This window comes from Streptacidiphilus sp. PB12-B1b (genome assembly GCF_014084125.1).
In the GTDB taxonomy this organism is placed as follows: Bacteria; Actinomycetota; Actinomycetes; order Streptomycetales; family Streptomycetaceae; genus Streptacidiphilus.
In genome coordinates, this window is the sequence record NZ_CP048405.1 from 6,843,161 (window position 1) to 6,861,966 (window position 18,806).

Consider the following 18,806-nt stretch of genomic DNA (forward strand, 5'->3'; position numbering starts at 1 on the left):
CATGACTGACCCGAAGGGCAATGCGGCGGGACGCAGCAGGTCGACAGGGCGTGCACGGACCGCGAAAGCAGCCGCCCGCAACCAGGGCGGCACTTCCCAGCAGGGCCGCGAGCGGCGGCAGCGCCCCGAGCGCCCGAAGACGCCCGCAGCCCCGGCACCCGGCGCGCCCTCCGACCCCTCCGACCCCTCCGACCCCGGCGGGCGGCCGAAGGCGGACGGGCCTGCGGAGGCACGCTCCCCGGCCGAGGCGCCCGCGCCCGCCGAGCCGACCCCGCCGACGCCCGACGGTCCGACTGCCGACAGGCCGACCGCCGTCGGACCGGCTGCCCCGGTCGCTGCTCCGCCCGCCCGGGCTGTGGACGGGCCTGCCACGGCCGCGGAGCCCGCGGACTTCGCGCGGCTGCACGACACCGCGGCGGTGCGGCTGATCCGGCAGACCTACCTGCTCACCGGCTCGCCGGAGCGCGCCGCCGACTGCGTGCGCCGGGCGTTCGAGCAGGCCTGGGCCGAGTGGGCCGCGGTGGGCCTGGACGTCTCGCCCGAGGGCTGGGTCCGGGCGGCCGCGTTCGACCTGGCTTTGTCTCCGTGGCAGCGGGGCAACCTGCGGCTCCGCTCCCTGCTGCACCGCCCGGGCGGACCGCCGACCGTCCCGGCGGTCGTGGTCGAGCCGCAGGAGCTACGGGCCGACGACCGCGCGCTGGTGGCCGCGCTGCTGCGGCTCCCCCGGGCCCATCGCCGCGCCCTGGTGCTGCACGACGCCATCGGCCTGGACTGGAAGCAGACCAGCACCGAGACGGAGTCCACCACGCCCACCGCCTACCGCAGGGTGGTCCTGGCCCGGGCCTCGCTCGCCGAGGCCGTGCCCGGGCTCACCGGCGCCAACCCGCTGGCGCGTGGTTTCGGACGCCGGCTGGGGGGCCTGCTGCGCACCGCCGCCGTCCGGGCCTGCCCGGAGCCGGCGACCGGGGCCGGGCCGGACGCCCTGCAGCGGCGCTCCGCCCGGCGCGAGCGGACGCTCACCGTGGGGGCGGCGACGGTCACCCTGGCCGTGGCGGGGGCGCTGACCGCCGGAATCGTCTGGGGCACACCGTTCCACCCGGGGCGGATGCCCTTCGTCACCTACGGCAGCCTGCACGGACGGCAGTCCGCGCCGAGCGGCCCGGCGCAGCCCCGGCAGCCCGCGCGGTCGCCGCAGCCCGGGGCGGTGGCACGGCCGAGCACGAGCGCCGCCAAGGCGGTGGGGCTGCCCGCGCCCGCGCCGTTGGCCGCCCGGTCGGCTCCGCTGCACCGGCGCTCCCGGGGACAGCAGACCGCCCCGCACCGAGGCGATCGGGTGCGGGGCGGTCGGTGACGGCTGCGGGTCAGCCGATCAGCTCACGGGCCAGGCGGGCGGTCTCGGACGGCGTCTTGCCGACCTTGACGCCGGCGGCCTCGAGGGCCTCCTTCTTGGCCTGGGCGGTGCCGGAGGAGCCGGAGACGATGGCGCCGGCGTGGCCCATGGTCTTGCCCTCGGGCGCGGTGAAGCCGGCGACGTAGCCGACGACCGGCTTGGTGATGTGCTCGGCGATGTAGGCCGCCGCGCGCTCCTCGGCGTCGCCGCCGATCTCGCCGATCATCACGATGATGTCGGTGTCGGCGTCGTCCTGGAACGCCTGCAGGGCGTCGATGTGGGTGGTGCCGATGATCGGGTCGCCACCGATGCCGACGGCCGAGGAGAAGCCGATGTCGCGCAGCTCGTACATCATCTGGTAGGTCAGCGTGCCGGACTTCGACACCAGGCCGATGCGGCCGGGCTTGGTGATGTCGCCCGGGATGATGCCGGCGTTGGACTGCCCGGGGGTGATCAGGCCGGGGCAGTTCGGGCCGATGATCCGGGTCTTGTTGCCCTTCTCGCCCGCGTAGGCCCAGAAGGACGCGGAGTCGTGCACCGCGATGCCCTCGGTGATCACGACGGCGAGGCCGATCTCGGCGTCGATCGCCTCGATGACAGCGGCCTTGGCGAAGGCCGGGGGCACGAAGATGACGGAGACGTCGGCGCCGGTCTTCTCGATCGCCTCGGCGACGGAGCCGAAGACGGGGACCTCGGTGCCGTCGAAGTCGACGCTGGTGCCGGCCTTGCGCGGGTTGACGCCGCCGACGATGTTGGTGCCGTCGGCCAGCATGAGCTTGGTGTGCTTCATGCCGGTGGCGCCGGTCATCCCCTGGACGATGACCTTGCTGTCCTTGGTGAGGAAGATAGCCATGGTGTGTGGAGTCCTCGTCCCTTACTTCGCTGCCAGCTCGGCGGCCTTGTCGGCCGCGTCGTCCATGGTGTCCACGCGCTGCACGAGCGGGTGGTTGGCGTCGGACAGGATCTTGCGACCCAGCTCCGCGTTGTTGCCGTCGAGGCGCACGACCAGGGGCTTGGTGACGGCCTCGCCCTTGGACGTGAGCAGCTCCAGGGCCTGGACGATGCCGTTGGCGACCTCGTCGCAGGCGGTGATGCCACCGAAGACGTTGACGAAGACGGACTTGACGTCCGGGTCGCCGAGGATGATCTCCAGGCCGTTCGCCATGACCTCGGCGGACGCGCCGCCGCCGATGTCGAGGAAGTTGGCGGGCTTCACGTTGCCGTGCTTCTCACCGGCGTAGGCGACGACGTCCAGGGTGCTCATGACGAGACCCGCGCCGTTGCCGATGATGCCGACCTCGCCGTCGAGCTTGACGTAGTTGAGGTTCTTGGCCTTGGCCTTGGCCTCGAGCGGGTTGGCGGCGGCGTGGTCGACCAGCGCCTCGTGCTCGGGCTGGCGGAAGTCGGCGTTCTCGTCCAGGGAGACCTTGCCGTCAAGCGCGACGATCTTGCCGTCACCGGTCTTGACCAGCGGGTTCACCTCGACCAGCAGGGCGTCCTCGGCGATGAAGACCTTCCACAGGCTCTTCAGGACCTCGGCGATCTGGTCCGCGACGTCGGCGGGGAACTTCGCCGCCTCGACGATCTCGCGGGCCTTGGCGTCGGTGACGCCCTCGTTGGCGTCGACCGCGATCTTGGCGAGCGCCTCGGGCTTCTCGACGGCGACGACCTCGATCTCCACACCGCCCTCGACGGACGCCATGGCGAGGAAGGTCCGGTTGGTCCGGTCCAGCAGGAACGAGACGTAGTACTCGTCCTTGATGTCCGCCGTCTGGGCGAGCATGACCTTGTGGACCGTGTGGCCCTTGATGTCCATGCCCAGGATCGCCTCGGCCTTGGCCACGGCGTCCGCCGGGTCCGAGGCCAGCTTGACGCCGCCGGCCTTGCCGCGGCCACCGACCTTGACCTGCGCCTTGACGACGGCCCGGCCGCCCCATTCCTCAGCGATCGCACGCGCCTCTTCAGCGCTCTCGATGACTGCACCGCCCAGCACCGGTACACCGTGCTTGGCGAAGATGTCCCTCGCCTGGTATTCGAACAGGTCCACGCGCGTCCGTCCTTGTGATCGCGACTTCAGAAGTGGTCGGTCACGGGAGGGCCGGCCACTCCAATATCTTCCCAGCCAACCGCCCGCGGGAATGCCGCTGTGCGCCGTCGTGGCCGGCGGTACGCAGCTCGGATCACTCGGCGAACGACTACGAGTGGGAGCTTGCGTCCAGCGCCATCGCTACGGGGAGCCCACAGCCTGACACCGGGCGGGCAGGCATGTCCGCCTCGCAGGCTATCCCCGTGGAAGGGGGGATTCCGCCCTGCAGCCGACTGGAGGCGGTGATAACCATCACAACGGGCGCAGCGTCCCCCGAACGGGGGAGCACGCGCACCGCCCGCACGCCCGGACGGCCAATGCCGGGGCCGCCAATCCTGTGAAGTCGCTTGCTTTCGATCTCCCTCTCCGGGACCGTCTCAAGTAACGGGGCATGCGCGGACGGTAGTAGCAGCGGACGTGAGCAGCCGGACGACTCCCGGGACGACCCAGGGACACGACTGCTCGAGAAGCGGATGTTCGATGCACAGCGCTCGCCACCGCGTCCAGAGCCCTCCCGCCGAGGGCACCGGCGACGCCGAGGACGCGCAGCCCGCGCCGGCGGCGTTCCTCGCCCAGCTGGGCACGGCCCGGAGCGACTGGCCGATGGACCGCCAGGCCGCCGCGACCCTGCCCGGCCGGCCCGCCTCGGCCGCGGTCGCCCGCCGTTTCGTGCGGATCACCGCCGCCATGTGGCGGCTGTCGGCGGAGACCGTGGCCGATGTCGAGCTGTGCATGTCGGAGCTGGTGACCAACGCCGTGACGCACACCGCCAGCCGACGGGTGCACTGCCGGCTGTGGAGCGCCCGGGGCGTGCTCTTCCTGGAGGTGGACGACGAGGGCGTGCGGGACCGCCCGCAGGCGGGGGCCGCCGGTGAGGAGGACGAGCACGGGCGCGGCATGGTCCTGGTCGAGACCTTCACCGCCGCCTGGGGCACCCTCCCCCGGCCGGGCTACGGCGGCAAGACGGTCTGGGCCGCGCTGCTGCTGCCGCGCGGCTGACCGCCACGGAGCGATCGTGCCCGGCGGCGCCGTCCCCCGGCGGCACTGTGCACGGGCCCGGTCACCCCGTCCGGTCCTCGGGTACCGGCAGCGGCAGCTTCTGGATGGCGGCGGCCATCACCTCCGGGAACAGGTCGGGGGTGCAGGCGAAGGCGGGAGCGCCCAGGGCCGCGAGCGCTGCGGCATGCGAGCGGTCGTACGCCGGAGCCCCCTCGTCGGACAGCGCCAGCAGCGCGATGAACTGCACCCCGGCGGCCTTCATCGCGGCCACCCGCTTGAGCATCCCGTCCCGGATACCGCCTTCGTACAGGTCGCTGATCAGTACGACGACGGTGTCGGCCGGGCGGGTGATCCGGGACTGGCAGTACGCCAGCGCCCGGTTGATGTCGGTCCCGCCGCCGAGCTGGACGCCGAACAGCACGTCCACCGGGTCGGCGAGCTGCTCGGTGAGGTCCACGACGGCGGTGTCGAAGACCACCAGCCGGGTGCGGAGCGAGGCCATGGAGGCCAGCACCGCGCCGAAGACGGACGAGTGCACGACCGAGGCGGCCATCGACCCCGACTGGTCGATGCAGAGGATGACCTCCTTGCGCACGGCGTTGGCCGCCCGGGCGTAGCCCACCAGCCGCTCCGGCACGACCGTGCCGTGGCCCTGCGCCCCCTCGGGCTCGATGTAGTTCTTGAGGTTGGCGCGGATGGTGCGGTCCCAGTCGATGTCCCGGTGGCGCGGCCGGTTGACCCGGGCGCTGCGGTCGAGCGCGCCGCCGACCAGCGAGCGGGTCCGGGTGGCGATCCTGCGCTCCAGCTGCGCCACGACCGCGCGGACGACGGCGCGGGCGGTCTCCCGGGTGGTCTCCGGCAGGGCGCGGCCGAGCGACAGCAGCGTCCCGACCAGGTGGACGTCGGGCTCGACGGCCTCCAGCATCTCCGGCTCCGTCAGCAGCTGGGCCAGCCCCAGCCGCTCGATGGCGTCCTGCTGCATCACCTGGACGACGCTGGTGGGGAAGTACTCGCGGATGTCCCCCAGCCAGCGGGCGACCTGCGGAGCGGAACCGCCCAGTCCGGCCCCGCGCGGGCGGCCGGACTCGGGGGCGGTGGAGCCGCCGCCCCGGTAGAGGGCGGCCAGGGCACGGTCCATCGCCTCGTCGCGGCCGGTGAGCCGGCAGCCGGTGCCGTCGGCGTCGCCGCCGAGCACCAGCCGCCATCGGCGCAGCCGCTCCTCCGCGGCCTGCGGTGGTGCGGGTTGCGGGTGTGCGGGCGGCTGGGCCGGGGCGTCGGGGGTGGTTTGGGGTGCGGGTGTCATGGCTGAGCCTCCGTCAGTCCGAGCAGCAGTGCGGCGGTGGCGCGGGCGCGGGCGGCGCGCGCCGGATCCGGCTCTGCGGCGAAGCCCGGGCGGTCCGCGCCGCCCTCGCCGCCGGGGGCCCCGGACGCTCCGGACGCCCCGCCGACGGCGCGTATCCGCTCGCCGACGGTGCGCCGCACGGCCGCCTCGAAGCCGGAGAAGGTGCGCCGCAGCAGCGGCAGCACGTCGGGGAAGGCGGCCTCGGGCACGGTGGTGATCCAGTCGTCCACCAGGCCCAGCAGCCGGGTGTCGTGGACGAGGAGCATGCCGCCGCCGGCCAGGAAGCCCTCGATCCAGCCCGCCGCGTCGGTCGGCTGGCTCGCCGCCGAGAGGGCCAGCCCCAGCTGCCGGGCGGCCTCGTCGGCGTCCCACTGGTTGTCGTCCAGCAGCAGCCGCACGGCCCGGCCGCGCAGCAGGCCCGGGACGGTGTCCCGGCGGGCGAGCGCCCGCAGCGTGCCGGACCAGCGCCCGGCCAGGCCTCCGCCGTCCGGCGCCCGCGCGGCGTCGGCCGCTCCGACGGTGTCCGGGGCGTCAGCGGCTCCGGCGGTGGGCGGGGCGTCGGTGAGCAGGGCGACGGCGGTGTGGGTCGCGGCCAGATGGACGGCCATCGCGGTGGCGCCGTCGGCGTCGAGGTTGGCGCAGGCCGGTGGGAGGCCGACGCACACCCGCACGGCCAGCCCCTCGGCCAGCCGCCGCAGCGCGGAGGCGTCGGTACCGCGCACGTCGCCGTAGCGCAGCGAGCGCACCAGCGCGGGCAGCGCCTCGGCCAGGTGGGCGACGTCCGCGTCGAGCGCGGCCCGGTCGGCGAGGGCCTTGAGCACCGCCCCCAGTGCCTCCGGCAGGTCGGCCAGCAGGCAGGTCTCGGCCAGCGCGGTGACCTCGCCGAGCGAGGCGGCGCTGATGGCGCGGTCGATCGCCCGGGCGCAGGCCGCGGCCTCCACGGTGGTGCCCCAGATCCCGGCTTCGGCGATGCTGACGGCGAGTTCCGGCTCCCAGCGCAGCCGCCAGCACTCGCGGAACGTCCCGGTGGAGGCGGTACGGGACTCGGCCGGCCGGCCCCAGTGGATGCCCAGCAGCCGCAGCCGGTGCAGCAGGCGGCTGCGGGCGGCGTCGAGATCCCTGCGCAGGTCCAGGTCGAGCTCGCGCTCGTCCGGATCGGGCTTGAGCCGCAGCGTCCGCTGGAGCCGGGCCAGGTCACGGTGGAGCGGGACGGCCGGGGCGTCCTCGGGCACCTCGCCCAGGCGGTCGCCGACGACCAGCCGGTCGTGCACCAGCGCCAGCGGGACGTCCGAGCCCTCGCACAGGACCGCCCGCACGGCGTCGGTGGCCTCCGCCAGACCGGGCAGCGGACGGCCGCGCACGGCGGCCAGCGTCTCGGCGAGCCGGGCGGCCTCGATGACGTGCGCGGAGGAGACCGAGTAGTCCTCGGCGCGCAGCAGCGCGGCCACCCGGGTGAGCCAGCGGACCACCGTGCGGTCGGGGGCCTCGAACAGGTGCTGGTACCAGCCGGGCGAGGCGATCCCGGCGCCGTAGCCGGTGTGCCGGCCCAGGCGGCGGTTGGTCCAGGGCACCCAGGTCAGCTCCACCTTGGCCTTGGGCACGCCCTTGAGCAGGGCGTTGTCCTCGGCGACGGGCGGGCGCGCGGCCAGCGCGGGCACGTGCCAGGCTCCGCAGACCACGGCGATCCGCTGGTGCCCGGCACGGCGGGCGGCCCGCAGCTGCTTGCGCATGTGGGCCTCGCGCAGCGCGTCGGAGCCCTCGGCCGCGCCGGTCCGCAGCTCGGCCATGGCCTCGGCGACGGCCTGGAACGGCGCGAGCGCGTCGCCGCCCGGCTCGGGCAGGCGGTGCTCCACCGCGTCCTCCCACCACTGCTCGGGATCGTCGTGGCCTGCGGCCAGGGCGAGTTCGGCGATCGGATCCCGGCCGGGCGGCTGCTCCCGGTGCCCGTCCTGCTCCGCGTGCTGCTCGGCGTCCAGCCCAGCGTCCTGCTGCCGCTCCCGGCCGAGGGCGAGGCTGTGCCCGGCCGGGAGGTCGATGAAGTGGACGGGCAGGTCCCGGTCGAGCGCGTGGCGCAGCGCGACCCACTCCGGCGAGAAGCCGGCGAAGGGCCAGAACGCGGCGCGCGCCGGGTCGTCCACGACGTGCGCGAGCAGTGCCACCGGCGGGACCATGGCCTTGTCGGCGGCGAAGCCCAGCAGTGCGTCGGCCTCCGGAGGGCCCTCGATCAGGACGATGTCAGGTCGGTACTGCTCCAGCGCGGCGGCCACCGCGCGGGCCGATCCGGGGCCGTGGTGGCGCACCCCCAGCAGCGCCACGCCCTCGGCTTCTCGTTTCGTCAAGGTAGGTCCACCCCCTCTGCACTCGCTCCGTGGTCAGCGCTGCTCGGCGGCGCGGCAGCTGCGGTAGAAGTCCTTCCAGTCGTCGCGCTCGCGCACGACGCTCTCCAGGTACTCGTGCCAGACGAGCCGGTCGGCGGCCGGATCCCGGACGACCGCGCCGAGCAGCCCGGAGGCGACGTCGCCGGGGCGCAGCACGCCGTCGCCGAAGTGCGCGGCCAGCGCCAGCCCGCTGGTGACGACGGAGATCGCCTCGGCCGTGGACAGGCTGCCCGAGGGCGACTTGACCTTGGTGCGGCCGTCGGCGGTGACCCCGTCGCGCAGTTCGCGGAAGACGGTGACCACCCGGCGGATCTCGGCGGAGCCGCTGGGGACCTCGGGCAGCTCCAGCGAGCGGCCCAGCTCGGTGACGCGCCGGGCGACGATGTCCACCTCGTCCTCCAGCGAGGCGGGCAGCGGCAGCACCACCGTGTTGAAGCGGCGGCGCAGCGCGCTGGACAGCTCGTTGACGCCCCGGTCGCGGTCGTTGGCGGTGGCTATCAGGTTGAAGCCGCGCACCGCCTGCACCTCCTCGCCCAGCTCGGGTATGGGCAGGGTCTTCTCGGAGAGGATGGTGATCAGGGTGTCCTGGACGTCGGCCGGGATGCGGGTGAGCTCCTCGACCCTGGCGGTCATGCCCTCGGCCATGGCCCGCATCACCGGGCTCGGCACGAGCGCGCCCCGGCTCGGCCCCTCGGCCAGCAGCCGGGCGTAGTTCCAGCCGTAGCGGATAGCCTCCTCCGGGGTTCCGGCGGTGCCCTGGACCAGCAGCGTCGAATCGCCGCTGACGGCGGCGGCGAGGTGTTCGGACACCCACGTCTTGGCGGTGCCGGGGACGCCGAGCAGCAGCAGGGCGCGATCGGTGGCGAGGGTGGTGACGGCGACCTCGACGATGCGGCGCGGGCCCACGTACTTGGGGGTGATCACCGTGCCGTCGGGGAGGGCCCCGCCGAGCAGGTAGGTGGCCACGGCCCAGGGCGAGAGCCGCCAACGGGCCGGCCGGGGCCGGTCGTCGGCGGCGGCCAGGGCGGCGAGCTCGGCGGCGTAGGCGGTCTCCGCATGCGGCCGGAGGGCCTCGGCCGGGGTCTCGGCTGGGGCTGTGGCTTGGGCTGGGGCTTCGGCCGCGGGATCGATAGTCGTGGGCATGGCAACTCCTCGGTCCGTAGAGGTGGGGCTGGGTGAGGGGTGAGTGCACGTCAGAAGTCGGCAAAGGGCCCGCGCCGGAGCTCGGCGCTGCCTGCATCCACCACTCTGCACCGAGCCACTGACAATCCGTCCCCGAGGCCGAACGGACGGGCGGATCGGCGGGCCGGATTGTCAGACCCGCGATCTACGGTCGTGCCCATGGAGGATCGCTGGACACCGGAGCACGTTCTCTCACTCGCCCCTGACGCCGCGTCACGCAAGGCGGCGTCCAAACTCTCGAGCCCCGGGCCCTGGTCGGGCACGGGCTCGGACCACACCGCCCTGTGGGGCCGGTGCCAGGGCAGCGGCGGCACGCCGTACCGGACCGTGGTCGACCTGGCCGGCCCCGCCTACCAGTGCAGCTGCCCGAGCCGGAAGTTCCCCTGCAAGCACGGGCTGGGCCTGCTGCTGCTCTGGGCCGCGCACGGCACCGGACAGGCGCCCACCCCCGACTGGGCCACCGAGTGGCTCGACGCCCGCCGGGAGAAGGACCGGCAGAAGGCCGAGCGCAGCGCCGAGCAGGCGGCGGGCACGGCCGCGCCCGACGACGCAGCGCAGCTCGCCGCGTCCAAACGGCTGGCCCGCCGGGCCGAGCGGGTCGCAGCCGGGGCCGCCGAGCTGCAGTCGCGCCTGGCCGACCAGCTGCGCGGCGGCCTCGCCGACGCCCCCGGCCACGGGCCGTCCGCCTGGTCCGACGTCGCCGCCCGGATGATCGACGCCCAGGCCCCCGGCCTGGCCGCGCGCGCCCGGGAGCTGGGCCTGGTGCCCGCGTCCGGTCCGGGCTGGCCCGGCCGGCTGCTGGAGGAGTACGGCCTGCTGCACCTGCTGGCCTGCGGCTACCGCCGGGTGGACGCACTGCCGGAGCCGCTGGCGGCGACGGTCAGGGCCCGGGTCGGCTTCACCTCCGACACCGCCGAAGTGCTGCGCGGGCCGCGGGTACGCGACCGCTGGCTGGTCCTGGGCAGCAGCGACAGCACCGACGACCGGCTGACGACCCGGCGGATCTGGCTGCGCGGCAGCGGCAGCGGACAGCCCGCGCTGCTGCTGTCGTTCGGCCGCCCCGGGACCGCCCCCGACCTGGCCCTGCCCACCGGGCTGTTGATCGACGCCGAGCTGGCCTACCACCCCGGCGCGCGCCCGCTGCGGGCGGCGCTCGGCACCCGCTTCTCCGCCCCGGCCGCCCCGCCCGCCGACGAGGCCGTCCCGCCCGGCCTGAGCCTGGACGCCGCGCTGGACGCCTACGGGCAGGCCCTGGGCGACGACCCCTGGCTGCAGTCCTGGCCGGTGGTGCTGGAGCGGGTGGTCCCGCTGCCGGGCGCCCTGGGCTGGGAGCTCGCCGACCACAACGGCCCGACCCCGACGGCGATACCGGTGGACCGGCGGGGCACGCCCGACTCCGGGCTGTGGCGGCTCGCCGCGGCCTCCGGAGGCCGCCCGCTGACGGTCTTCGGGGAGTGCGGGCACCGGGGCTTCACCCCGATCACCGCCTGGTACACCGACGACACCCGTATCCGCACCCTGGGGGTGACCGCATGACGCACGCACCGGAACCGACCCTGGACCGGCCCACGGACTCCTGGTCCGACCTGGTTACCGCCGCACTCCTCGGCACCGACCGGCGGCCCGTCGCCGACCTGCTCGACCAGGCCGCGCTCCAGGCGGTGGCCCGCCGCGCCGGGCTGCGGCCGGGGCCCGCCTCCCCGCTCCCGGCCGCCGCACCGGCCGACGCCCGCCCCGCGCTGCCCGAGGCCGCCCGGCTGCGGCTGGGCATGCTGCTGCCGCCCCGCGGCGGGAGCGGCTCGACCGGCGCGGGCGGCTACTCGGGCAGCAGCTCGAGCGGCGGCTCGGGCAGTCTGGCCAACCTCAACGAACTGCTCCCGCAGTGGCTCGCCGACGCCGACCGCCACGGCTACCGCTGCCCCGCCGAGCTGGTGCCGCCGCTGCTGGACGCCGCCCGCGTCCGCAGCGAGCTGCGCGCCGACGCGGTCGCCCTGGCCGGGCCGCTCGGCTACTGGCTGGCGCACCGCAACCCCGACTGGCGCTACGTCCTGCGGACCCCGCTGCCCGACGAGGGCCTGCCGGAACCCGACCGGCAGCTGTGGCAGGAGGGCCTGTTCGCCGAGCGCGTCACGCACCTCACCCGGCTGCGCCGACGCGACCCGGCTACGGCGCTGGAGCTGCTGCGGAGCACCTGGTCCAGCGAGCGGGCCGAGGACCGGCTGCTGTTCCTGGACGCCCTGCAGGAGGGCCTGGGCGCCGAGGACGAGCCGTTCCTGGAGGCGGCCCTGAGCGACCGCGCCAAGAACGTCCGGCTCACCGCCGCCGAACTGCTGTCGACCCTGCCCGGCTCGGCGCTGGCCCGGCGGATGGCCCAACGTGCCCTGGCCTGCGTGGTTCTCAGCGGGACCGCGGACGGGCCACGGCTGACCGTCCATCCGCCCACCGCCTGCGACGCGGCCATGCAGCGGGACGGCATCGCCGCCGCCTCGCCCACCGGCCGCGCCGACCGGGCGTTCTGGCTCGGCGAGATCGTCGCCGCCACCCCGCTGGACGCCTGGACCGGCGCGTACGGATCGCCGGACGAGCTGCTCGCCCTGCCGGTGTCGGACGCCTGGCAGCAGGACCTGCGGGACGCCTGGGCCCGGGCGGCCGTCCGGCAGGGGGATGCCCGCTGGGCGCGGGCACTGCTGGCGCTGCCCGCCGAGGACTCCATACCGGTCGGCAGCGCGGCCAAGCTGCTGGCCGTCCTGGGGCCGGAGGAGCGGGCGGACTGGACCACGGGGTTCCTGGCCGGCCACGGGCTGGCGGACGCCTTCCAACTGCTGGTGGCCTGCACCGCGCCCTGGCCGCAGCCGCTGGGCCGGGCGGTGCTGGGCGCACTGGCGCAGGTCGCCGCGGCGGGCGGCTACCCGTGGAGCCACAGCGGGGTGATCGGCGTCGCCGAGCGGTCGCTCCCGCCGGAGGCGGCGGCCGAGCTCGCGGCCCTCGCCGAGGGGGCCGTCCCGGCCTGGTCCGAGACCTTCACCCGCCTCGGCGCCACCCTGCACCTGCGCGCCACCATGCTCGCCGAACTCCAGCCCTGACCCCGGGAGCCCAGGCCCCGGGGGGTCAGGCCGCGCCGCGCAGGTTGCCCTCCACCCACGCCACCACGTCGCGCGTGGACGCCCCGGGCGTGAAGATCTCGGCTACGCCGAGGTCCTTGAGGAGGGGGATGTCGTCGTCGGGGATGATGCCGCCGCCGAAGACCTTGATGTCGGCCGCGTCGCGCTCGCGGAGCAGGGCGACGACCTTGGCGCAGAGCGTCATGTGCGCGCCGGAGAGGATGGACAGGCCGATGCCGTCCGCGTCCTCCTGGATCGCGGTGTCGACGATCTGCTCCGGGGTCTGGTGCAGGCCGGTGTAGATGACCTCCATACCCGCGTCGCGCAGGGCGCGGGCGATCACCTTCGCGCCCCGGTCGTGGCCGTCCAGGCCCGGCTTGGCCACCACCACGCGGATCGGTCCGGACACGCCCATCGCTGCCTCCTGCGTAAGAGCGGGCTGTCCACGCCGGACACCCGCGTCCACTTCATCTCTACGGCTCTGCACTTCTACCGCCCTGCGCGCCCGACGTTAACAGGCGTTCGCGTCCGGCGGACGAACGTTATCGCCACTGGCCGCCGAACGCCGTTTCGAGGCCCCCAGCGAGGGGAGAATCACACCAGAACGATCGTTCACTGCGTGCGGGAGCCAGAGCCGCACAGCATCCACCCGGAAGTCCGCCGACGCCGCCCGGCGCGGTGCGCCCCCCTGTCCGCGTACGGGCCGTCCACCCGCCTCCGTGCGCCAGCGCCTGGGAGTCCGGAGCCGTGAGCCTGCCCCTGCGTCGCACCCTGTGCGACACGTCCGCCGTCGTCCGCACCGCCGCCGTGGAGGCCGCCGCCCTCGCCGGGCACCTGCTGCTGTACCCGTCCGGCCTGGGGCCCGAGCCCTGGCCGGAGTGGCCGCCCCCGCCCGGCTGCGGGCACGCCGCGACGGGACGGCCGCACGGCCCGGTCCTGCTGCTGCACGGCCTGTTCGACAACCGGGCCGTGTTCCTCCCGCTGCGGCGCTCGCTGCGCGCCCACGGCCACCGGCATGTGCACGCGGTCAACCACGGCCCGCTGGCCGGGGACGTCCATGACGCGGCCGTGCGCTTCGCCACCCTGGTGGTGCGGGCCCGGGACGCCTACGGCGGCGAGCGGGTGGGCGTGGTCGGCCACAGCCTGGGCGGCCTGATCGCGCGTTACTACGTGCAGCGACTGGGCGGCGACGAGCATGTGCACACCGTGGTCACGCTGGGCACACCGCACCAGGGCACCCGCAGTGCGCTGCTGCTGCCGGTGCTGCCGAGCGCCCGTCAACTGCTGCCGGGCAGCCCGGTGCTGGCGGCGCTGGATTCGCCCGCGCCCGGCTGCGGCACCCGGTTCCTGGTGTTCTGGGGCGACCGCGACCCGCTGGTCCTGCCGTCGGGCAACGGTCGGCTGCACCACCCGGACCTGCTGGTGGAGAACGTCCGGGTGCCCGGCGCGGGCCATCTGGAGCTGACGGTCCACCCCGGGGTACTGGCCCGGGCCGGCCGGGCGCTCGCCGAGGCGGTCGAGGCCGACCGCCCCGGCGCGCCGGGTCCGGACACGCTGTTGAGCGCCTGACGGGTCAGAGCTTCTCCACCGGCGCGTAGCGCAGCAGGAGCTGCTTGACGCCTTCGGAGCCGAAATCGATGCTGGCCTTGGCGTCGTCGGCCGGTCCGGAGACGGCGACGACCGTGCCGAGGCCGAAGCGGTCGTGGGTGACCCGGTCGCCGACGGCGAGCGAGACCATTGGACGGTCCTTCATCCGGCCCGCGTTCTTGCCCCAGCCCGCCGGGGCCTGCCGCTTGCCCGAGCCGCCGAAGCCGCCGCCCAAGCCGCCGGACGAGCCGAAGCCGCCGCGCGCCGAGGGGGAGGCCGACGCCGCCGAGCGCTTCTCGTCGACCAGCGTCGCCGGGATCTCCTCCAGGAAGCGGGAGGCCGGGTTGTACGAGGGCTGGCCCCAGGCGCTGCGCAGCACGGCCCGGGAGACGTACAGCCGCTCGCGGGCGCGGGTCAGCCCGACGTACGCCAGTCGGCGCTCCTCCTCCAGCTCCTTGGGCTGGCCGAGGGCGCGCAGGTGCGGGAAGACGCCGTCCTCCATGCCGGTGAGGAAGACCACCGGGAATTCCAGGCCCTTGGCGGTGTGCAGGGTCATCAGCGTGATGACGCCCTTGCTCTCGCCGGTCCCGTCGTCGTCCGGGATCTGGTCGGAGTCGGCGACCAGGGCGACCCGCTCCAGGAACCCGGCGAGGCCGGTCGCCACCGGCTCGGCGTCCGCCTCCGCCTCCGCATCGCCCTCGGCAGGCTCGGCGGCGGCCTCCAGCTGCTCGAACTCCAGTGCCACAGCGGCGAGTTCCTGGAGGTTCTCGACCCGGGTCTCGTCCTGCGGATCGGTCGACGCCTGGAGTTCGGCCAGGTAGCCGGTCTCCTCCAGGACGGCTTCCAGCACGGCGGCGGCGCCCGCGCCCGAGTCCACCACGCCACGCAGCTTGGCCAGCAGCTCATTGAACTTCTTGACCGCGTTGACCGAGCGCGCGGCCATGCCGTACGCCTCGTCCACCCGGCGGAGCGCCTCCGCGAAGGAGATCCGCTCGCGCTGCGCCAGTGCGTCGATCATGGCCTCGGCGCGGTCGCCGATGCCGCGCTTGGGGACGTTGAGGATGCGCCGCAGCGGCACGGTGTCCTCGGGGTTGGCCAGCACCCGCAGGTACGCCAAGACGTCCCGGACCTCCTTGCGCTCGTAGAAGCGCACCCCGCCGACGACCTTGTAGGGCAGGCCGACCCGGATGAACACCTCCTCGAACACCCGGGACTGGGCGTTGGTGCGGTAGAACACGGCCACGTCGCCCGGCCGGGCGTCGCCCGCGTCGCAGAGCCGGTCCACCTCGTCGGCGACGAACTGGGCCTCGCCGTGCTCGTCGTCGGCGACGTAGGCGACGATCCGGCTGCCGTCCGCGCCCGCCGTCCACAGGTTCTTGGCCCGGCGGTTGGTGTTGCGCTCGATCACCGCGTTGGCGGCGCTGAGGATGGTCTGGGTGGAGCGGTAGTTCTGCTCCAGCAGGATCGTCGTGGCGTTCGGGTAGTCCTCCTCGAAGTCGAGGATGTTGCGGATGGTCGCGCCGCGGAAGGCGTAGATCGACTGGTCCGCGTCACCGACCACGCACAGCTCCGCCGGGGGCACCGTGGCCAGTCCGGCGGCGGCCGGATTGACGAAGTCGCCGTCCGCCGTCATCTTCGGCGCGGAACCGGCCGCGCCCCCGCTCAACTCCCTGACCAGCATGTACTGGGCGTGGTTGGTGTCCTGGTACTCGTCCACCAGGATGTGCCGGAAGCGCCGGCGGTAGTGCTCGGCGACGTCCGGGAACGCCTGCAGCAGGTGCACGGTGGTCATGATGATGTCGTCGAAGTCCAGCGCGTTGGCCTCGCGCAGCCGCCGCTGGTAGAGCGCGTACGCCTCGGCGAGCTTGCGCTCCATCGGGTTCTCGGCCCGGGCGGCGAAGGTCTCCTCGTCGATCAGCTCGTTCTTGAGGTTGGACACCTTGGCGGTGAACGACTTCGGCGGGAACTGCTTGGGGTCCAGGTCCAGATCCCGGCAGCACAGCGCCATCAGCCGCTGCGAGTCCGCCGAGTCGTAGATGGAGAAGCTGGAGGTGAAGCCGAGCTGCTTGCTCTCCCGGCGCAGGATGCGCACGCAGGCGCTGTGGAAGGTGGACACCCACATCGCCTTGGCACGCGGGCCCACCAGGTCGGCGACGCGCTCCCGCATCTCGCCGGCGGCCTTGTTGGTGAAGGTGATCGCCAGGATCTCCCCCGGCTGCACCCGGCGCGCGGCCAGCAGGTAGGCGATGCGGTGGGTCAGCACCCGGGTCTTGCCCGAGCCGGCCCCGGCGACGATGAGCAGCGGCGATCCCGCGTGGACGACGGCCTCCCGCTGCTGCGGGTTCATCCCGTCCAGCAGCTGCGCCGGGTCGGTGACCGTGCGCGCCGCGCCGTCGCGGTGGTAGGCGTCCCGGTCGGGCACGGGCACGTCGAAGCGGCCCGAGAACAGGTCGGCGGGCAGCTCCTCCTCGTAGGGGGCGTGCTCGTCCGGGGCGTACTCGGGGACGTCGTGGTAGGCGGCATCGCCGACCGGCGGCTGCGTGGCGGTGGCGTCCAGACCGGGCAGGGGGATGTCGTCAAAGAGGCTGCTCATCGTCACCGAGTCTAGGGCGCTGCACCGACAGCCTTGGCCGGAACCGGCAGACCGGGGCCCGGGCCCGCACCAGGGGGCGGGCCCCGGCGGACGGAAATGAAGCGGACAGGGCAGGCCGGGCGGCGCTACCGTCGCCGGAATGAAAGGCACAGATGAACCCAATCACCCCCATGACGAGGCCCGGATGGTGCAGCAGTCCCGCTTCCTGTCGCGGGTGCTGCGGCACGACCCGGGCCGCATCGGCCTGACCCTGGACCCGGCCGGCTGGGTGGCCGTCGACGCACTGCTGGCCGGGCTCGCCGCGCACCGGCACCCGATGTCGCGCGCCCGGCTGGAGCGGCTGGTGGCGGAGAGCGACAAGCAGCGCTTCGCCTTCGACCCGACCGGCACCCGCATCCGGGCGAACCAGGGCCACACCGTCCCGGTCGACCTGGGCTGCGCCGTCGCCGAGCCCCCGGCCGTGCTGTTCCACGGCACGCACCCGGGCGCGCTGGCCGCGATCCGCCGCGAGGGGCTGCGGCCCATGCGGCGGCACGACGTCCACCTGTCGCCCGACCGCGAGACGGCCACCCGGGTCGGGGCGCGGCGGGGAAGCCCGATCGTCCTGGTGGTGGACGCCGCCCGGATGGCCGGGGACGGGCACACCTTCCGGCTCAGCGCCAACGGTGTCTGGCTGACGCAGGCGGTCCCGCCCGGCTACCTGACGCCGTGAGCCCGGGCAGGCAGCCCCCGCCGGGAGACCCCGGGAAGTTCGGAGCTCCGGGAGGTTCGGGGCTCAGGAGGGGCGCACGGGTGCTTCCCGCAGGCGCGGGGGGGTCGGCCACGGACAGAGAACGCAATCGGATGATCCGATGGATCGGTTGATCGGTCGTTTGTCGAGCCGATCCCGCCAGATACGGACAGCCAAACCGGGAGCGGGTGGGCCAGTTCCGGAAATCTCCGGCCATTCGCGCTCCGCCCACATCCACACCCCCTCCGGGCAGGCTAGCGTCGCGCTCCAGCCGGGATCCGCCCCTCACCCCCCGTACACCCCCGGCGCCGCTCCCCGGAAGGAACGCGCCCGCCGATGGCGTCGCACCGAAAACCCCCTCCCGCTCTGCGGTCCGGAACCGCGACGCGTACCGCTGTCACGCTGGTCACGGCTGCCGCCGCCTCCGCCACCGTGCTGGTGCACGCCGCCCAGGCGGACCCGCAGACCAGCGTCGCCGACGTCACCGCCCAGGTCGGCGCGCTCTACCAGCAGGCGGAGGTCGCCACGCAGAACTACGACGGCGCGGTCGCCGAGACCACCGCGCTCCAGGGCCGGGTCGGCCGGCTGGAGCAGCAGGCCGCCGGAACCAGCGCCGCCATGAACGCGGTCCTCACCCGGCTCGGGGCGGCCGCCGCCGCGCAGTACCGGGACGGCGGGACGCCCGCTGTGCTGCAGCTGCTCACCAGCGCCCACCCGGACCAGTTCCTGCAGCTGGCCGGATCGATCGACCAGGCCGCCGGGGCCGAACAGCAGCTGCTCGACCAGTACGGCGCACAGGAGCAGACGCTGCACCGCCAGCAGGCCGCCACCGAGACCGAGCTGCGGGCGCTCCGCGCGGAGCAGCAGAGCCTGTCCGCCGCCAAGGCGCAGGTGCAGGCGAAGCTGGCGCACGCCCAGCAGCTGCTGGACACGCTGACCGCCGCCCAGCGCGACTCCTGGCAGCAGTCGGGCGCCTGGGGCGGGCTGCAGCCCCCGCCCGGTCTGCAGTCGCTGCCGGTCACCGGCCCGGCTGCGGCGGCCGTGGCCTTCGCCGAGGCTCAGGTCGGCAAGCCCTACGTCTGGGGCGCGACCGGGCCCGGCGCGTACGACTGCTCGGGGCTGACCCAGGCCGCCTGGGCGGCCGCCGGGGTGTCGCTGCCGCGCACGACGTACCAGCAGATCGACGCCGGGCAGCGGATCCCGGTGAACCAACTGCGCCCGGGCGACCTGGTCTTCTACTTCTCCGGCGTCAGCCACGTAGGCATGTACGTCGGCGACGGCGAGATCGTGCACGCCCCGCACCCCGGCGCGCGGGTGGAGTACGCGCCGGTGGGCGAGATGCCGATCGTGGGCGCGGTCCGGCCGGACTGAGGCCAAGCTGAGACCGGGGTGAGCCCGGGCAGGCCGGGACCGGGCCG

14 protein-coding genes are annotated in these 18,806 nt (G+C 74.7%); 7 read left to right on the forward strand and 7 right to left on the reverse strand.

The genetic code is table 11. The features are described 5' to 3' along the window. Nucleotide 1: 1 nt before the first annotated feature. Nucleotides 2-1,351 carry an RNA polymerase sigma factor gene (locus GXW83_RS29705; protein WP_182446118.1) on the forward strand — a complete coding sequence of 450 codons (1,350 nt, stop codon included), beginning with the start codon at nucleotides 2-4 and terminating at the stop codon, nucleotides 1,349-1,351. A 10-nt stretch (nucleotides 1,352-1,361) separates the two neighbouring features. Here the strand turns inward: GXW83_RS29705 and sucD are convergent, their stop codons facing one another. Together sucD and sucC are read right to left on the reverse strand one after the other, a co-directional pair. Beyond that, on the reverse strand, nucleotides 1,362-2,243 hold the full coding sequence (gene sucD, locus GXW83_RS29710) for a succinate--CoA ligase subunit alpha (RefSeq protein WP_182446119.1): 882 nt from the start codon (nucleotides 2,241-2,243) through the stop codon (nucleotides 1,362-1,364). 21 nt (nucleotides 2,244-2,264) lie between these two features. Then, complete coding sequence (gene sucC / locus GXW83_RS29715; protein WP_182446120.1) at nucleotides 2,265-3,437, reverse strand: ADP-forming succinate--CoA ligase subunit beta; 1,173 nt, start codon at nucleotides 3,435-3,437, stop codon at nucleotides 2,265-2,267. 519 nt (nucleotides 3,438-3,956) lie between these two features. Between sucC and GXW83_RS29720 the strand changes: the two genes are divergently transcribed. Beyond that, nucleotides 3,957-4,475 (forward strand): ATP-binding protein, encoded by a 519-nt coding sequence (locus tag GXW83_RS29720; RefSeq protein ID WP_182446121.1) that lies wholly within the window; start codon nucleotides 3,957-3,959, stop codon nucleotides 4,473-4,475. Between the two features lie 61 nt (nucleotides 4,476-4,536). Here GXW83_RS29720 and GXW83_RS29725 read toward each other — a convergent pair whose 3' ends face one another. The 3 genes from GXW83_RS29725 to GXW83_RS29735 are packed head-to-tail and all read right to left on the reverse strand — an operon-like array spanning nucleotide 4,537 to nucleotide 9,338. Beyond that, a complete protein-coding gene (locus GXW83_RS29725) occupies nucleotides 4,537-5,778 on the reverse strand; it encodes a VWA domain-containing protein (RefSeq protein ID WP_182446122.1) in 1,242 nt (413 codons plus the stop codon). Beyond that, nucleotides 5,775-8,156 carry a DUF5682 family protein gene (locus GXW83_RS29730; RefSeq protein ID WP_182446123.1) on the reverse strand — a complete coding sequence of 794 codons (2,382 nt, stop codon included), beginning with the start codon at nucleotides 8,154-8,156 and terminating at the stop codon, nucleotides 5,775-5,777. Before GXW83_RS29730 ends, GXW83_RS29725 begins: the two co-directional genes overlap by 4 nt. Before the next feature lie 33 nt (nucleotides 8,157-8,189). Continuing rightward, nucleotides 8,190-9,338: an AAA family ATPase gene (locus GXW83_RS29735; protein WP_225447325.1), complete on the reverse strand. Its 1,149-nt coding sequence runs from the start codon at nucleotides 9,336-9,338 to the stop codon at nucleotides 8,190-8,192. Between the two features lie 198 nt (nucleotides 9,339-9,536). Between GXW83_RS29735 and GXW83_RS29740 the strand changes: the two genes are divergently transcribed. Then, on the forward strand, nucleotides 9,537-10,913 hold the full coding sequence (locus tag GXW83_RS29740; protein WP_182446124.1) for an SWIM zinc finger family protein: 1,377 nt from the start codon (nucleotides 9,537-9,539) through the stop codon (nucleotides 10,911-10,913). Further along, the gene (locus tag GXW83_RS29745; RefSeq protein ID WP_182446125.1) at nucleotides 10,910-12,460 is read left to right on the forward strand and encodes a DUF5691 domain-containing protein; all 1,551 of its coding nucleotides are present in this window, start codon (nucleotides 10,910-10,912) and stop codon (nucleotides 12,458-12,460) included. Before GXW83_RS29740 ends, GXW83_RS29745 begins: the two co-directional genes overlap by 4 nt. Before the next feature lie 25 nt (nucleotides 12,461-12,485). Here the strand turns inward: GXW83_RS29745 and GXW83_RS29750 are convergent, their stop codons facing one another. Continuing rightward, nucleotides 12,486-12,893, reverse strand: a complete 408-nt coding sequence (locus GXW83_RS29750) for a cobalamin B12-binding domain-containing protein (RefSeq protein ID WP_182446126.1) — start codon at nucleotides 12,891-12,893, stop codon at nucleotides 12,486-12,488. A gap of 332 nt (nucleotides 12,894-13,225) precedes the next feature. On the opposite strand from GXW83_RS29750, the gene GXW83_RS29755 reads away from it, so the two are divergent. Beyond that, nucleotides 13,226-14,047, forward strand: a complete 822-nt coding sequence (locus GXW83_RS29755) for a triacylglycerol lipase (RefSeq protein WP_225447326.1) — start codon at nucleotides 13,226-13,228, stop codon at nucleotides 14,045-14,047. A gap of 4 nt (nucleotides 14,048-14,051) precedes the next feature. Here GXW83_RS29755 and pcrA read toward each other — a convergent pair whose 3' ends face one another. After that, entirely contained in the window at nucleotides 14,052-16,658 is a 2,607-nt protein-coding gene (pcrA, locus tag GXW83_RS29760) for a DNA helicase PcrA (protein WP_182446127.1), read from the reverse strand. Between the two features lie 139 nt (nucleotides 16,659-16,797). Here pcrA and GXW83_RS29765 point away from each other — a divergent pair, with 139 nt between their 5' ends. Further along, entirely contained in the window at nucleotides 16,798-17,370 is a 573-nt protein-coding gene (locus GXW83_RS29765) for an RNA 2'-phosphotransferase (protein ID WP_182446128.1), read from the forward strand. A gap of 354 nt (nucleotides 17,371-17,724) precedes the next feature. Then, nucleotides 17,725-18,759 carry a C40 family peptidase gene (locus GXW83_RS29770; protein ID WP_182446129.1) on the forward strand — a complete coding sequence of 345 codons (1,035 nt, stop codon included), beginning with the start codon at nucleotides 17,725-17,727 and terminating at the stop codon, nucleotides 18,757-18,759. Nucleotides 18,760-18,806 lie beyond the last annotated feature (47 nt).

Excerpts from the sequence above, each read along its gene's own strand:
- GXW83_RS29705 (WP_182446118.1), top strand. The coding sequence starts at position 2 with ATGACTGACCCGAAGGGCAATGCGGCGGGACGCAGCAGGTCGACAGGG.
- sucD (WP_182446119.1), bottom strand. The coding sequence starts at position 2,243 with ATGGCTATCTTCCTCACCAAGGACAGCAAGGTCATCGTCCAGGGGATG.
- GXW83_RS29720 (WP_182446121.1), top strand. The coding sequence starts at position 3,957 with ATGCACAGCGCTCGCCACCGCGTCCAGAGCCCTCCCGCCGAGGGCACC.
- GXW83_RS29725 (WP_182446122.1), bottom strand. The coding sequence starts at position 5,778 with ATGACACCCGCACCCCAAACCACCCCCGACGCCCCGGCCCAGCCGCCC.
- GXW83_RS29735 (WP_225447325.1), bottom strand. The coding sequence starts at position 9,338 with ATGCCCACGACTATCGATCCCGCGGCCGAAGCCCCAGCCCAAGCCACA.
- GXW83_RS29740 (WP_182446124.1), top strand. The coding sequence starts at position 9,537 with ATGGAGGATCGCTGGACACCGGAGCACGTTCTCTCACTCGCCCCTGAC.
- GXW83_RS29745 (WP_182446125.1), top strand. The coding sequence starts at position 10,910 with ATGACGCACGCACCGGAACCGACCCTGGACCGGCCCACGGACTCCTGG.
- GXW83_RS29750 (WP_182446126.1), bottom strand. The coding sequence starts at position 12,893 with ATGGGCGTGTCCGGACCGATCCGCGTGGTGGTGGCCAAGCCGGGCCTG.
- pcrA (WP_182446127.1), bottom strand. The coding sequence starts at position 16,658 with ATGAGCAGCCTCTTTGACGACATCCCCCTGCCCGGTCTGGACGCCACC.
- GXW83_RS29765 (WP_182446128.1), top strand. The coding sequence starts at position 16,798 with ATGAAAGGCACAGATGAACCCAATCACCCCCATGACGAGGCCCGGATG.
- GXW83_RS29770 (WP_182446129.1), top strand. The coding sequence starts at position 17,725 with ATGGCGTCGCACCGAAAACCCCCTCCCGCTCTGCGGTCCGGAACCGCG.